Genomic DNA, 17,433 nt, shown 5'->3' on the forward strand with positions numbered 1-17,433 from the left:
GATATGAAAGCAGCAGGGAAGCTCGGCAGAGTCTCCCTGCTGCTTTGTTTTATGGGAATGTGGTTTGGGGCAAGCAATGTCACAGGATGAAGGTGTGCAAGACGTTGGTGAACGTCTGGATCCGCTGGTTGAGGCCATCAAGTACATTGCAAGGACCTACGGCAACTTCGCGACGGACTCCGTAATTCTTGCGGGTTTGCCGCTGGACATGGGCGGGTTGCCCATCAAGCTTGTCGAGCGCGCCGCCGCCAATTGCGGAATGCGCGCGCTCACCGTCACGAAGTCAGTCACTCAGATTCCCGCGATCTCGTTGCCCGCCTTGCTGGTCATGGAAGATTCCACCCTGCGGGTGCTGGTGGACATCAATCAGGATCATGCGGAGGCCACGCTGGTGGACCCTCTGGCCCCTGATCAAAAGCAAACGGCATCCTTCGAGGCTTTGAAGGCGCTTTACAGCAACCACGCCATTTTCTTCAAGCCGACGTCCCGCTCCGCCGAGAACGAAGGACTAGGCAATGAAGGCGGCGGGCACTGGTTCTGGAGCACCATCAAGAGCTTTTGGCGCGACTACACCCATGTTGCCATTGCAGCTCTGGTCATAAACACGCTGGCGCTGGCCTCGCCGCTTTTTGTCATGAACGTGTATGACCGGGTGCTGCCCAACTTCGCCATTCCCACGCTCTGGGCTCTTGCAGCTGGCGTGATCCTCGCGCTTGTGTTTGACGCGGTTTTGAAAACCGCCCGCACATCAATCATCAATGTCACCGGCAAGCAGGCAGATCTGGCGCTGGCCTCAAAGATCTTTGCCCACGCCCTGTCAATCGACATGCAGAACAGGCCGTCGTCAACGGGTCAGTTCGCAAATCACATCAAAGAGTTCGAGGCAGTTCGGGAGTTCTTCACGTCCTCATCTCTCGTGGCTTTGATCGACCTGTGTTTCATTGGTCTCTTCCTTGCGATCCTCTTCGTCATTGTTGGACCCATTGCCTACGTCCCGATGGCGGCAGTGCCCATTGTCATCATCATCAATCTGCTCGTACAGCCCGCGCTCGCTGGCTCCGTTGATCAGGCAACCAAGGAAAGCGCGCTGCGCCACTCCGTGCTGGTGGAAAGTGTTGCGAACATGGACACCGTCCGCGCGCTGAACGCCGAAGGTGTCATGCAGACCAAATGGGAGCGCTCGGTTGCCTCCAGCGCCGCCGCCATGCTTCAGGGGCGCTTTTGGTCAACGCTCGCCCAATCGCTTACCGGGCTTGTTCAGGCCATGGTCTCAGTGGTGATCGTTATCTGGGGTGTCTATCTGGTCAACGAAGGGCTGATCAACATGGGCGGCATCATTGCGGCCATGATGCTGTCCGGGCGCGTGCTTGCGCCGCTTTCGTCTGTGGCCAACACACTTACGCGCCTGCGCCAGACCATTCATGCCTACAAGATCCTTGAGGACCTGATGGCCATGCCGGCCGAGCGTCGGCCGGGGCGGACCTATGTAAACAGCAAGATCGCGACCGGCGCCGTCAAGTTCGAAAAGGTCACGTTTCGCTATCCGGGTGCATCCGATGACTCCTTGCGCGATGTGTCGTTCTCCATCAACGCGGGCGAGACCATTGGCTTGATCGGCCGTGTCGGTGCGGGCAAGTCCACCATTGGGCGTCTGCTGTCAGGCCTTTATACGCCGACCAATGGGGCGGTCCTGGTAGATCTCATAGATACCCGGCAATACGACCCCGCTGACTTGCGTGATGGGGTCGGGTTCTTGTCTCAGGACAATGTGCTGTTCTCCGGATCGGTGCGTGAAAACATTGCCATCGGCCGCCTTCAGGCCAGCAATGAGGAAATCCTGCAAGCCGCGCGTATTGCAGGGGTCGAAGATTTCGTCAGCACCCATCCGCAGGGCTTTGACATGCAGGTGGGTGAGGGCGGTCGCTTGCTCTCCGGCGGTCAGAAGCAATGTGTAGCGCTGGCCCGCATGTTGTTGCGCAGGCCCAAGGTTCTGTTCCTTGACGAGCCCTCCAGCAACCTGGACATGGCATCCGAACGCCGCCTGTTGGCGCGTTTGGAGAAGTTCAATCAAATCGGCACGACCGTGATCATCAGTACCCATCGCACATCGCTGTTGAAGCTGACGCAGCGCATTATTGCCGTGGACTCCGGCCGTGTCGTTGCTGATGGGCCACGTGATGCCGTGCTCAGTGAGCTGAAGCAGCAAGGAGAGGCGCGCATGCGTACCCGCAAGTCGGAGGAGATGGTCTGATGAGCAACTGGGACTACGCCACAGACATTCGCGCAAGCCTGCAAACACGGCCGCCGCGCAGATCCGCCAACATCATCCTGATCTCGCTTGCCGTAATCATCGTGGCGCTGATCTGGGCGTCTCTGGCAGAGTTGGAAGAGGTCACCCGCGGCGATGGACGGGTGATCCCGTCCCGCCAGATTCAGGTTGTTCAGGCACCTGAGCGTGGCATCGTCAATCAGGTGCTGGTCGAAGAAGGGCAAATCGTTGAGGAAGGCATGGTGATCGTACGTGTAGACGACACCGGCTTTTCATCCCAGCTGGGCGAGATCCAGCAGCGTCAGAGCGCGCTTCAGGCCAAGGCGGCTCGGCTGGAGGCCGAGGCCCTCAACAAACCGCTAGTGTTTCCGGACGCGGTACGCACGCATGCGCTCCGGTTTGCTCTTGAAGAAGAACAGGTGTTTCTGGCCAACAAGCAACAGCAGGAAACCGACATTTCTGTCTTGAGCCTGCAGAAGCGTCAGAAGGAGCAGGAGCGCGAAGAGCTTCTTGCCGAGGAGCGCAAGCTTCAAAGCGTTCTGGAAACCATGGCCCGCGAGGTTGAAATCAACCGCGCCTTGTTTGAGCGCCGCGTGCTGCCGGAAATCGAGTTCCTGCGCTTGCAACGAGAGTTTCAGGAGCGAAGTGGCCAGCTGGAGATCATCAAGGCGTCGATCCAGCGAGTTAAGGCCAGTGAAGAGGAGTTGGCGGAACGCATTGAGAGCGCTCGGCGGACCTTCTATGCCAAGTCTCGGGCGGAGTTGGCCGACACCCGCGCGCAGCTCGCCATTGTCGATGAAACTATTAAGGCCGCTCAGGATCGCGTTAGTAGAACGGACCTGCGCTCCCCCGTTTATGGGGTGGTGAACACGCTGAATATCACAACTCTGGGTGCGGTTGTTCAGCCTGGTGAACCATTGGTGGAGATAGTGCCCCTAGATGACACACTTCTGATTGAGGCCAGAATCCGCCCTCAGGACGTCGCTTTTTTGCATCCCGGTCAGGAAGTGACGGTGAAGATAACTGCTTACGATTACTCAATTTATGGCGGTTTGAAGGGTAAGCTGGAGCGCATTGCTGCAGACTCTGTCGAGGATGAAAAAGGCAACCGTTTCTTCGAGGTGACAGTTCGTACCAATAAAAACTACCTGGGAACTAAAACGGATCCTTTACCAATAATGCCAGGAATGGTTGCTTCAATTGATGTTTTAACCGGTTTTAAGACCGTACTTCATTACCTTCTGAAGCCTATCAACAAGGTGCAATCGGAAGCGCTGAGGGAGCGGTAACCGAGGGCGCCTATTGAGGGGCGTTCAAAATGAATACAACCCTTGCGAGGGGCGCCGCCAAGCGCGGTGCAACAGGTGCAGAAGGTACAGTTGGATTCTCGGTTTCATACCGGTTGATCTTGGCGTGTTCTATTTGGCTTGTGATGGGTGTTTTAAGCCTTGCTTACGCCAAGGTCGCAGACGGCGATCATGCCGTTGAGAGCAGGGCTAGGCTTGCGGTAGACGAACCCGTGACTTGGTTTGCAGCGCATGTGCCGCAGCCCAGAGCCAAACCGCAACGCATTCACCTGACGAAGCTTGCCAGCGCGAACCCCGCGGTGACAACGAAAACCGTCAGTAAGGCAGACCTCTTGAACAGCCGCTGGGCTCAGATCAATGAAAAGATGGAGGGCTATCTAGCCGATCCGCAACATTGTCTGAACACCCTTGGAACCTGCAAGGATCCGGTCTTCAATCAGTGGGTTGGCCTTATGAAAAGCGCTGAAAAGCTTCGTAAGGCCCGGCGTCTACCCGTAATAAATCGCGGCATCAACGCCACGCTTTCTTACACGCTCGATCGCCAGAATTGGGGCGTGACGGATTATTGGGCGTCTCCGGAAGAAGCCCTTACCCGCAGGCGCGGTGACTGTGAGGATTATGCAATCCTCAAGTATTGGAGCCTGGCACTACTTGGATTCGATCGCGACGATATGGAGGTCGTGGCGGTTTTTGACCAACGCACGAAACAATATCACGCAATCCTGCGAATCAAGCAGGCAGGTGCAACGTACATCCTAGACAATCGAACCGCGCGAATCCGTTTGCCACAGGATTTACCTTTCTACAAGACAGTATTCACAACCTCCGAGGGAGCGGATTTTACGGTCGCGTCCAATTTCAGGACACTGTCTAGCCTCGTTGATATTGCGACATCTGGTTCAAAACAGGACAACTGAACAACGCAGACTCAGTAGAGTTATGTAAGGGCATTCCGAGGGCGTCTTCGGGGTGCCCTTTTTCGTAACTGCTTGTCTCAGTTGGTCAATCAACCTTCCAAAGTATCGCTAAAAACGCAGGCAGAAGCTTATACACCCATTAAGGTTATACAAAAGTTAACGGAACACAAGTGTTTCGTTGAGCCAAATTGAACCATCCCCGTGCCAGCCTGAAACGCCGTTTGCGCCAATTTACCCTGCGTATCGAGCCGTTTGCAGTTAACCCTAAGATACTCGTTAAAATTTTATAGTTTGACTTTTTTCGACCCAGATAACAGAACTCAATTTAATTAAAATTTTAGTCGTATCTGAATGAATTTGGGGTTGCGTACCATGACTGCTGACAATTCGGGAATCCAAACCTCTCCATTGCTCGTTGCACGGGTAGAAGGCACAGAAACCGCAGTCTTGACCCGCGCACCGGGGCAGTTGGTTGACTTCAGCGCAATGCTGGATGTCCCAGTCTCCCTCTTCCGCGTTGAGGACAGCCTGCAGGTCTTGTTCGGCGAAGGCGGCTCACTTGTCATCGAGGAGTTCTTCGTTGGCGATGAGAGCGCAGAAGTTGTGGTTGTCGGGCCAGAACGGGCCTTGTCTCTGGCAGACTTCGGAAGCCTTGTAGAAATCGTGCCGGTCGGTGAGTTCCAGACCGCAGCGGGAGAGGGGTCTCCGCTGGACAGCCAGTTGGATGGACCGCAGAGCAGTGGCTCCAACTTTGATGACGACGCCAATGCTGAAGACCTCGGTCCGGGGCTTGGTGTCACTGATCTGCTCCGCCCAGAAGAGCTTTCTGAAAACGCCGACGCCACTGATGATCTGGATGTTCTGGAAGGTGACAGCGAGCCCACACTGCTGGCGCCTGGCAGCTTTGATATTGGCGATCAGGATCTTTCCGAGGCAGACCTTGCAGATGATGGAACCGTAACGGCAATCGGCAGCCTTGGTGTCGATTTCGGCCGGGACGGCGATTTCGGTCGCGGAGTGGCTTTTGTTCTGGAAGACGGCGTGCCGGTTGATGCAGATGGCAACCCACTGGCGCTGACCTCGGACAATGTCGCGCTTGAGTACAACACCTCGACTGTTTTGGAATCCTCCGTAGAAAGCGGCTTCACGGCTCAGCGTCTTGAGGCGGTAAAAGCGGATGGCTCCGGCGAAGTGGTCTTCACCGTTGAGCTGACTTCAGACGGCAACGGCGGCTACACCTTCACCCTTGTTGGTAATCTCGATCACCTCGGTGATAACGGCGACAACGCTCCAGTCAGCTTTCAGGTACTCGCAACTGACCGCGATGGCGATGGTGTCGTAACAACACTGCTTGTGAACGTCGCTGACGACCAGGCCGTGATCAATGCGGTTGAGGCTCTCACAGTCTCTGAAGAAGCTCTGGTTGCGGCAGATGGCGATGGCATTGGCAGCCTCACAGGCACGCTCGACATCGATTGGGGCGCAGATGACAGCGATGCAGGAGACGTTGGCGGCCAGCAGGACACCCCCGGTGGCGTTGGCAATCGCTCCCTCACTTTTGCCGAAACAATGGCGGGCGACAGCGGTCTGACAAGTGCTGGCGAGCCTGTGACCTATGCGCTCAACGAAGCAGGAACGGAGCTCACTGCATCGGCCGGTGGCACAACCGTGTTCACCGTAACCCTGTCTGACGATGCATCCGGCGGTTATGTGTTCACTCTGTTTGAGCCGGTGGATCATGACGGCGACACGCTTCCTGTGTCCTTTGACATCCAGGCGACCGACGGAGACGAAGACGTCTCATCAGGTTCCTTCACCGTTGACGTGGCGGACACAAATCCGGCTTTTGGGGAAGCTCAAGCGCGCACCATTCAGGAAAATGATTTGCCGGACGGCACGTCTCCAGATGCAGGTTTGACCACCAAGACTGGGGAGCTGAACATCGATTGGGGTGCAGATGACGCCGACAACGACGCCCTGGAAGGCGCTACCGGCGACCGCACCCTCACATTCCAGTCCGTCGACAACCAGCCAGACGCAACGTCTGATGGTGTGCCTGTGCAGTATGTGCTCAGCGAAGACGGTACAGTGCTGACGGCTTATCGCGGCGACGAACGCGGCGAAGACGGCAAGGTCTTCGAAGTTTCCCTGAACGACGATGGCACCGGCTCCTACACATTTGAGCTTCTCGGCGCGCTGGATCACAATCCTCCGGGCTCCAACGGTCAGATGGTTTCCTGGAATCTGGACTTCAACATCACAGCCAAAGACGCCGATGGCGATACTGTCAACGGTGACTTCCGTGTGGTTGTGGCTGATGATGAGCCTGTCGTATCGAACCCGGATGGCGTTGCCCCGGGCGTCTCAAACGCAATCGTGAATGAAGCAGACATTGAGGCTGGCGTTGACAACAGCGCAAGCGGCTCGCTCAAGGTCGATTTTGGTGCAGATGGATTTGGCTCCGTCAAGTTCTCCGGCATGTTTGATGTGCCGAACGAAAAGAGCGGCACGCTGACAGAAGGTGGTGCGCCGGTAGATACAGGACTGACCTCAGAAGGTGTTCCAGTTGTCGTGTCCTTGTCTGAAGATGGGCTCACCCTCACGGGCTCTGCTGGTGGCGAAGACGTTTTTGTTGCGCAGCTTAATGAAAACAGTGCCGACTACACTGTCACGCTTTACGGCCCGATTGATCACCAGGCGGGTGCAGACGGACGTGGCAATGGCCAGTCGCTGAACTTCAAGGTCACTGCCACTGACGGGGATGGCGACCCACTTGAACTGACGCTTTCCACGCGTATCATTGACGATGCGCCTGTCGTATCGAACCCGGATGGCGTTGCCCCGGGCGTTTCAAACGCAATCGTGAATGAAGCAGACATTGAGGCTGGCGTTGACAACAGCGCAAGCGGCTCGCTCAAGGTCGATTTTGGTGCAGATGGATTTGGCTCCGTCAAGTTCTCCGGCATGTTTGATGTGCCGAACGAAGAGAGCGGCACGCTGACAGAAGGCGGCGAGCCAGTCGAGACAGGACTGACCTCAGGAGGTGTTCCAGTTGTCGTGTCCTTGTCTGAAGATGGGCTCGCCCTCACGGGCTCTGCTGGTGGGGAGGACGTTTTTGTTGCGCAGCTTAATGAAAACAGTGCCGACTACACTGTCACGCTTTACGGCCCGATTGATCACCAGGCGGGTGCAGACGGACGTGGCAATGGCCAGTCGCTGAACTTCAAGGTCACTGCCACTGATGGCGATGGCGACCCGCTTGAACTGACCCTTTCCACACGCATTATCGACGATGAGCCAACCGCGTCCTTCTCTGGCACCTACGATCTGCCAGAAGCAACGGATGCAAATGGCGATTTCGCTGCGCAGACCGTCACCGGCACCCTGAAGTTCGATGGCGGCGCAGACGGTGCGAAAGTCACCGCAGTCAATTATCGCTTCGACGGCACCATTATGGAAATGGGCGAAAACGGTGAAGGTATTGAGTTCCACCCGTTTGTCACATCCGGCGGCGAAGAGATTTCTGTAGTTAACTCTGCGGGTGAAAATGGCCCGATTGTCACCGGTTGGGCGATGATCGACGGCGTTGAAACCAAGATCTTTGAGTTCACTGTAACCAATGCAGAAACCGGTGCTTTCGAGTTCACTCAGTATCAGGCCATCATGCACCCTGACCAAGGCGCAGATGGTGTCGAAACCGGTGCATCAGATGAACTTCGCATGGTGTTCGACTTCCAGGTCACCGATGGCGACGGCGACACCACGGACATCTTCAATGAAGGAACCGTGCAGATCGACATCCAGGACGATGGCCCGTCCATTGGTACCCCTGAAGATGGCTCAGTGGACGAAGATGGTATCGTTCTTGTAGGCGAAAACCTCATCGTCAATGGCTCCTTCGAGCAGCCAGAGCTGGGCGATGGCAAGTGGCGCAATTACAAGGAAGGCCAGGGCGTTGAAGGCTGGGGCGGCACCGATGTCGAGATCCAGAACCAGTATGAAGGCCGCGTAGCTTCTGATGGCGAGCAGTATCTTGAGATTGATGCAGCTGGCGACGTCGATGTTGTCAGCCAGTCTGTTCAGACTGAAGCTGGCGTGTCCTATCAGCTCTCTTTTGATGTGGCTGCACGCGGCAATGGCGCAGAGACCATCGAGGTTTATTGGAATGGCGAGTTGGTCTCAGTTGAACAGGCAGAGGGCGCTGACTGGAGCACCTTGACGTTCATCGTCAAGGGTACAGGCGGTATGGATACGCTTGAGTTCCGCGAGCCAGCTGGTGAGAACAACAGTCGCGGCGGTTTCATTGACAACGTCAGCCTCTACAAGATTGCCACGCCGGATGCTGGTGATGCGATCATCGACGGCTTCGCGCGTCAAGCGGAAGGTGATCTGGGCATCGATTGGGGTGCAGACAACGCCGACAATGATGCACTGAACGGCGCCGATGGCGATCGCTCTGTCAGCTTCTCCGGAGCAAATTCGGAAGACGGGGCTCAGGTGCAAACGGTCAACAATGGGCCGCTGACGTCAAAGGGCCAGCCAGTGCTGCTGACCGAATTGGCAGATGGCACACTCGTTGGCTATACCGGCACCAAGCCTACGACTGCGGATGCAGATGGCGTCGTGTTCAAACTGAACCTGTCGGACGATGGGTCCGGATCCTACACATTCACGCTGGTTGGCAGCGTAGATCATCCGCTGGCTAACGTAGAGGATGATCTGGCCATCGATTTTGGCTTCACCGCCAAAGACAGCGACGGTGATACCGTTGAAGGTGATTTCACCATTACAATCAACGATGACCTGCCACTTGTTGGGGGTGTCTCCACAGGCACGGTCGATGAAAGCAACCCGTCAACTGCTGATGGCACGCTTGAGAGCGGCGAAAAACTGTCGCTGACTTCCATGGGCGACTACAGCGATCCAACCACGCATGTGTTCCGCGTCACCAACCCGACTGATGAACCGGTTGAATACACCTACGAAATCTACAAGGGACAAAAGGTTACGGCAGTTGCTCAGCCGGGTAACTCCTATTTCTCTGTTGAAACGAATGGGTACAAGCCAACAGTTATCATTCGCTACGACGTAGATGGCGTCGAAAAAAGCCAGACCAAAGCCGCAGGCAACCCGTCTCAGGTCGAAGGTGAAGCCATTGTTCCGATGAACGAAACGTATGGCACGCTGAACATCGACCTTGGAGCCGACGATCAGCCACTGGCAGATGCGTTCAGCTTCGACTTTTCTAATCTGGATGGCATCAAGACCTCTGCAGGTTCCGAAGTTACATTTACGCAGAGTGCAGGGGATCGGTTTGTAACGGCAACCGGCACAGATGCAGAAGGCAACCTGGTCGCAGAGCTGGTGTTCGATGGCCAGACACAGCAGTGGACATTCCGCCAGTTCGAGGCTCTTGAGCATTCTGACCAAACTGATGCGAATGACGGTCTGCCGCTGGACTTCGGCTACACAGTAACCGACGCCGATGGCGACACCGCATCCTCTTCCATCGTTGTGACCGTCAATGACGATGCGCCGACACTGGGTGAAGCTCAAGCGCGCACCATTCAGGAAAACGATCTTGCGGATGGCACGTCTCCAGATGCAGGTTTGACCACCAAGACTGGGGACCTGAACATCGATTGGGGTGCAGATGACGCCGACAACGACGCCCTGGAAGGCGCTACCGGTGACCGCACCCTCACATTCCAGTCCGTCGACAACCAGCCAGCCGCCACGTCTGATGGTGTGCCTGTGCAGTATGTGCTCAGCGAAGACGGTACAGTGCTGACGGCTTATCGCGGCGACGAACGCGGCGAAGACGGCAAGGTCTTCGAAGTTTCCCTGAACGACGATGGCACCGGCTCCTACACATTTGAGCTTCTCGGCGCGCTGGATCACAATCCTCCGGGCTCCAACGGTCAGATGGAATCCTGGAATCTGGACTTCAACATCACAGCCAAAGACGCCGATGGCGATACTGTCGATGGTGACTTCCGTGTGGTTGTGGCTGATGATGCTCCAACGGCTGACTACTCCGGTCGCATCACACTGACCGAGACAACTGATGAAGACGGCGATTTCGTCGAGCAATCTGCTTCCGGTCAGATGATCTTTGATGGCGGCGCAGATGGTGCGACAGTCACCGAGATCCGCTATGAATCCGGTGAGGTCGACGGTAATACCGCGATCATCGATGGTGATGCAGACAGCTTCACCCGGGTTGAGTTCACTTCTGGCGGAGAGGACGTCATCGTTACTCAATCCGCCGACGGTCTCACTCTTACTGGTGAAACCTCCAGTGGTCTCAAAGTCTTCACTCTGACAGTAGATAGTGTCGAAACTGGTGAGTACACCTTCACACAGCACGCCGCTATTGATCATCCAGATGCAAATGAAACAGGTGCTGAAGATCCGCTGCGCATGAAGATTGGCTTCACCGTGACGGATGGCGATGGCGATACGGCAAGCCGCAGTTTCCAGGTTGATATCAATGACGATGGCCCGTCTATCGGTGAACCAACCGCAAAGACCGTCTCTGAAGTCAATTTGGACTACGGTTCAGACACCGGCTACTCCATCAGCATGGACACCAATGGTGGGGCAAACAGGTTCTTCATCGAGCCGGGCGCTGACTTCTTCAAAGTTAGCGGGCAGGGTGTTGGGGGACAGCAGCCTGTAACTTTGGAACTCCTGGGTGAGCTGTGGAATGGTGAGATCGTCACACGTAGTAACGGTAGCGAAGTACGCGGGAACTTCTCCAAGAATGACCCTGACGCCAAGATCAGCGTGAATGACAACCACATCGTCAACATCGGTGGCAGGGACACCGGCGGCAACTACAAGTTCCGCTTTGATAATGAACAGGATGCCAAAAACTTTGCTGAGTTCCTTAAGGACATCAAGGCAGATGGGTATCTGAACGAACTGTTCTCCGATCTGGGCCAGCTCAAGGTGAAGGGTGATCTGGACATTGATTGGGGCGCTGACAGCGTTGATGCTGCTGGCGACAGCAAGACCGCGCAAGATGATGCTTCTGTACTGGAAGGCAACCGCGCAGTAACGTTCTCCGACACGCAAACGCCGGGCAACAACGTGGTTGTCAAGAACGGTGATGCCGTTGTCGATACACTCATGTCCCGCGGGGAAGAAGTCACTTACAGCCTGAATGGAGATGGCACCGTACTGACGGCTTCTGCTGGTGCACGCACGGTCTTCACCGTCACCCTGTTGGATGATGGCTCTGGCAAGTACATTCTTGAGATGGTTGACACTCTGGATCATCCAGCTGGGGCCGAGGACGATCTTGCACTCTCCTTCGACTTTACCGCACGCGATAGCGATGGCGACACAGCGGATGGCCGTTTTGTCGTGACCGTGAAGGACGATGTGCCGACCACATCAGACAGCGCGACGGTCGTGATTACTGAAGATGCGGAAGCGAATGGCGACTTCATCACTCAGTCCGACAAGGGACGCATGTTGTTCGAGGGCGGTGCAGATGATGCAGAAGTCACCGAGATCCGCTACGAGACTGACACCGTTGCGGGCAAGGCAGGCATTGCTGACGGCGAGAGCGGAGAGGCCATTGGCTTCACCTCTGGTGGTGAGGAAGTAATCATCACTGCGTCCGACGATGGCTTGACACTGACCGGTACCACGGTTGGCGGCACCAAGGTGTTCACCGTCACTGTCACCGACGCTGAGACCGGCCGCTTCACCTTCACCCAGTATGAAGCAATCGATCATCCGGACGCGAATGAGACCGGCGCTGCCGATCCTCTGTCCATGACCATTGGCTACACCGTGACGGATGGCGATGGCGACACAGCAAACGGCACCGTCGAGGTCACCATCAATGATGATGGCCCGTCCATCGGCACGCCGAGCTCCAGCACCATTTCCGAGGCTGACCTGGCTGTGCCAGGCGAAAACCTCATCGTCAATGGCTCCTTCGAGCAGCCAGAGCTGGGCAATGGGAAGTGGAGCAACTACAAGGATGGCGCGGGCATTGAAGGCTGGAATGGCACTGATGTCGAGATCCAGAACCAGTATGAAGGCCGCGTAGCTTCTGATGGCGAGCAGTATCTTGAGATTGATGCAGCTGGCCAAGTGGACACCGTAAGTCAGTCCGTCCAGACTGAAGCTGGTGCTCAATATGAGTTGTCATTCGACATCGCGGCTCGCGGTGATGGTGCTGAAACCATTGAAGTTTATTGGAATGGTGTACTGCTCTCTGCTGAACAGGCTGAAGGCAGCGACTGGACAACCGTCTCCTTCGTGGTGACGGGCACAGGCGGCGAAGACACGCTTGAGTTCCGTGAACCAGCCGGTGAGAACAACAGTCTCGGCGGTCTCATTGACAACGTCAGCCTCTACAAGATCGGCAACACCACGCCGGGCGGTGCCGTGGATGGCTATGCCCACAGTGTGGATGGCGACCTCAATGTGGATTGGGGCTCAGATAGCGCCGATGCCGGTGACGATGTGCAGGGCTCTCAAGACGACGCCTCTGTTGTTCTGGGTAACCGCGCGGTCCTGTTCACAGACGACAGTGTCTCGGTGACGCAGGGCGGTGAGGCAGTTTCCGAACTCACTTCCAAGGGCGAAAAGGTCGAGTTCGCGCTTAGCGAAAACAACACGGTTCTTACAGCGACAGCTGGTGGGCGTACGGTGTTCACCGTCACCCTGCTGGATGATGGCTCTGGCCAGTATATTCTTGACATGCTGGACACCCTTGACCATCCAACAGACAATCCGGGTGTTGCTGGCGAGGACCTGGAGCTAAGCTTCGAGTTTGTTGCACGCGACAGCGATGGTGATCTATCTGCACCTGGCGAGTTCACGGTAACTGTTGCTGACGATCCGCTTGCGGACCTCAGCGTGGTCAAGGTGGGTGACGGCGTTCGCAGCACCCACTACACCACCGACGAGCGGGACGCGGGCGGCTTGTCCGACAAGCTGGGCCAGCCGATCCAGCCAAACGCCGTTCCAAATGAAGCCGTGATCACGATGGAAGATGGGGTAGAGGTCGTCGCAGCGGACAGCTGGAATGCCGCGAAGAACGTCTTCTACACTTCAGGTACCGAGTCGTCTGACAAAGTGCGCCTTGAAGACTTCGTTCATGTGGATGCGGATACCCGCCTCAAGGACGAGGGTGTGTCCCTTGACATCGACAACGCAAAGCGCGGCAACATTGCCATGGGCGATGGCGACGATCAGCTCGACATCTCACTGGCAACCAACGGTTCGGGTTACTCCAACAAGTTTGTCATCGACACTGGTGACGGTAACGACGAGGTCATCATCCAGCCGGGTGAAGCCCAGCCATCCGCTGGCATCACCGATGGACGCTACACTGAAGTTGAAATCAAACTTGGTGATGGCGATGATGTCTATGAGAACACAACCGAGGCAAGCGACACTGTTTACGGCGGTGAAGGCAACGACATCGCAAGAACGGGCGCTGGTGATGACGCGATGTATGGTGGTAGCGGCAACGACACCTTCTACGGCGGTGCAGGTGATGACACCTACTTCATGACAGATGCCTTTGGCGATGATCATGTGGATGGCGGCTCTGCAGGATCTGACATGGATACTCTTGACATGTCAGCGGTGACGGAGGACCTGACCTTCACCGGCACCAATCTGTTTGAGACCAAGATGGCAACGGTTACCGGCGACGCCGGAACGGCAACCTTCACGGAAATCGAACAGATTGTCAGCGGTGGCGGAGACGACGTCTTTACGTCAGGCTACACTCTCAGGGATATCCAGAAGATCTCCATGGGTGGCGGCAACGACACCTTTGCATGGTTGACCTTCAACAAGGATCAGCTGGAAATCGATGCCGGTGAGGGTGACGACACAGTCAACGTTGGTGGCGCCATTGGCGCAGGGCACACTGGCCTCATTGATGGTACCGTAAACGGTGGTCTGGGAACGGACACACTTGCGGTCCAGTTCACCCTTGGACGCGGTACCGGATTTAACGTCGTCTTTGATGGCGACAACAGCGGGACTGTTGGCTACATCGACGGTGAAACCACCCAGACCCGGTTCGAAAGCTTTGAGGAGTTCACATTTGGTGACTTCAAGAATGACCAGTACAACCATGATCATGTGGACGCGAGCGCATCGAATGCTGATCTGAAGATCAGCACGGCACGAGGTGATGACACTGTCATCGGCGGCGCTGGTAACGACACGATCGATGGCGGTAAGGGTAATGATGTTCTTGAAGGCGGGGCTGGTGCCGATGCGCTTTACGGCGGTGAAGGCAACGACACGGCCAGCTATGCCGGCTCCAGTGAAGCGGTAACAGTTAACCTGGCGGATGGCACCGCTTCTGGCGGAGATGCAACCGGCGACACGCTGAGCAGCATCGAAAACCTCATCGGCTCTGATCACGACGACACTCTGACCGGCGATGATAATGCAAACCAGATTGAAGGTGGCCTTGGCGCCGACCTTCTGACCGGTGGTGAAGGCAACGACACCATCAAGGGCGGCGAAGGCACAGACACGGCGGTCTACACCGGTTCTGTTCTGGACTATCGCTTTGGCCATCAGACTGGCTTCATTGAAGTGGTCGACGGTGTTGCTGACCGCGATGGAGCGGACAAGGTCTCCGGCGTTGAGAAGCTCACTTTCGCAGAAGGCACTTATGTTTGGACCTATGGCCACAACGCAACGGACACGTTGGTTGCCGAAGACGGGGTGAACACCCTTCTCGTTGGCTTCCACGACAACGACACCTTGACCGGCGGCACGGGCGACGATGTTCTCTTCGGTGATCATGGTGTGGACTTCAATTGGCAGCCGGGCAATGACATTCTGGATGGCGGTGCTGGCAACGACATCCTCGTTGGCGGTGGCGGTGATGACCTGCTGACCGGTGGTGAAGGCAACGACACCATCAAGGGCGGTGAAGGCACAGACACGGCGGTCTACACTGGTTCTGTTCTGGACTATCGCTTTGGCCATCAGACTGGCTTCATTGAAGTGGTCGACGGTGTTGCAGACCGCGATGGAGCGGACAAGGTCTCCGGCGTTGAGAAGCTCACTTTCGCAGAAGGCACTTATGTTTGGACCTATGGCCACAACGCAGGTGACACGCTGGTTGCCGAAGACGGGGTAAACACCCTCCTCGTTGGCTTCCACGGCGACGACACCTTGACCGGCGGCACGGGCGACGATGTTCTCTTCGGTGATCATGGTGTGGACTTCAACTGGCAGCCGGGCAATGACATTCTGGATGGCGGTGCTGGCAACGACATCCTCGTCGGCGGTGGCGGTGATGACCTGCTGACCGGTGGTGAAGGCAACGACACCATCAAGGGCGGCGAAGGCGTTGACACGGTTGTCTACAGCGGCTCCGTGCTGGACTACAACTTCCAGCACTACGGCAAGATGATCAAGGTCACCGACACGGTCTCTGGCCGCGATGGCGTAGACAAGCTCTACGACTTCGAGAAACTGACCTTTGCTGAGGGCACCTTCACCTGGCTGCGCGGGCATAATGCTGGCGACACCTTGGTGGCTCAAAATGGGGTCAACACGCTTCTGGCTGGCCTGCATGGCGAAGACAAGCTTCAGGGCGGCACGGGCGATGATGTTCTGATCGGCGACAATGGCGTCAACTTCCACTATCAGGGCGGAAATGATGAGCTCGATGGCGGCGCTGGCAACGACATCCTGATCGGCGGTGCTGGCAATGATGTCATCCGGGGCGGCGAAGGTGTTGACACGGTTGTCTACAGCGGCTCCGTGCTGGACTACAACTTCCAGCACTACGGCAAGATGATCAAGGTCACCGACACGGTCTCCGGCCGCGATGGCGTAGACAATCTCTACGACTTTGAACAGCTGGTCTTTGCTGAAGGCACCTTCACCTGGCAGCGTGGGCACAACGCTGGCGACAACATGGTGGCTCAAGATGGGGTCAACACGCTTCTTGCTGGCCTGCATGGCGAAGACACGCTTCAGGGCGGTTCAGGCGATGATGTTCTGATCGGCGACAATGGCGTGAACTTCCACTATCAGGGCGGAAATGACGAGCTCGATGGCGGCGCTGGCAACGACCTCCTCGTCGGCGGTGGTGGCAATGATGTCATCCGGGGCGGTGAAGGCACCGACACGGCGGTCTATTCCGGCTCTGTTCTGGATTACCGCTTCGGCGATCAGACCGGCTTCACTGAAGTGGTGGACGACGTTGCGGGCCGCGATGGATTTGACAAGGTCTCGGATGTTGAGCAGCTCACGTTTGAGGAGGGCACCTTCACCTGGATGCGTGGTCACAACGCAGGCGACACAATGGTTGCCGAAGATGGGGTGGACACCCTCCTCGTTGGCTTCCACGGCAACGACACCTTGACCGGCGGCACGGGCGACGATGTTCTCTTCGGCGATCATGGTGTGAACGTCACTTGGCAGCCGGGCAACGATATCCTTGATGGCGGTGCTGGCAACGACATCCTCGTTGGCGGCGCAGGAAACGACACTCTGATCGGCGGCGCTGGCAGCGATACGCTGTACGGTGGAGACGGCGAAGATGTGTTTGTGTTCGCGGCCCTTGATGGGGGCATGGACACTGTCAAAGACTTCGATGTTTCCGCACCAGAGTTCGACCTTGACGGCGATACCATGGATGTTTCTGGCCTGCTGGATGCGATCTATGGCGATGCCACCGCCAAAACGGCTGATATGGTTCGTGCCATAGAGGACGGTTCTGGAACGGGCACCAACTTCCAGGTCGATACAAACGGTTCTGGCAACTGGCAGACCATCGCCTACCTTGATGGCGTTCACGATACCGACGTGATCAACGTGGTTCTGGACGATACACATCAGTCAGACACAGCGGTCATGGTTGGCTAAAAAACGCTTTAGCGAGTGAAAAAGAAGCCTCGGCATTTCGTGCCGGGGCTTTTTTGTG

4 protein-coding genes are annotated in these 17,433 nt (G+C 56.5%); all 4 read left to right on the plus strand.

Features of this window, described 5'->3' with window-relative positions; genetic code table 11:
- The first annotated feature begins 76 nt into the window (after positions 1-76).
- The 4 genes from Q3Y58_RS04875 to Q3Y58_RS04890 all read left to right on the plus strand — a co-directional run bounded on the left by Q3Y58_RS04875 (position 77) and on the right by Q3Y58_RS04890 (position 17,375).
- The gene (locus tag Q3Y58_RS04875) at positions 77-2,251 is read left to right on the plus strand and encodes a type I secretion system permease/ATPase (protein ID WP_319621268.1); all 2,175 of its coding nucleotides are present in this window, start codon (positions 77-79) and stop codon (positions 2,249-2,251) included.
- Entirely contained in the window at positions 2,251-3,558 is a 1,308-nt protein-coding gene (locus tag Q3Y58_RS04880; protein WP_319621269.1) for an HlyD family type I secretion periplasmic adaptor subunit, read from the plus strand. Before Q3Y58_RS04875 ends, Q3Y58_RS04880 begins: the two co-directional genes overlap by 1 nt.
- A gap of 230 nt (positions 3,559-3,788) precedes the next feature.
- The gene (locus Q3Y58_RS04885; RefSeq protein ID WP_319621270.1) at positions 3,789-4,493 is read left to right on the plus strand and encodes a transglutaminase-like cysteine peptidase; all 705 of its coding nucleotides are present in this window, start codon (positions 3,789-3,791) and stop codon (positions 4,491-4,493) included.
- Positions 4,494-4,865: 372 nt separating this feature from the next.
- Positions 4,866-17,375 carry a T1SS-143 repeat domain-containing protein gene (locus tag Q3Y58_RS04890; RefSeq protein ID WP_319621271.1) on the plus strand — a complete coding sequence of 4,170 codons (12,510 nt, stop codon included), beginning with the start codon at positions 4,866-4,868 and terminating at the stop codon, positions 17,373-17,375.
- Positions 17,376-17,433 lie beyond the last annotated feature (58 nt).

Origin of the sequence: Nesiotobacter zosterae, from assembly GCF_033843645.1 — a bacterium.
Lineage (GTDB): Bacteria > Pseudomonadota > Alphaproteobacteria > Rhizobiales > Stappiaceae > Pseudovibrio > Pseudovibrio zosterae.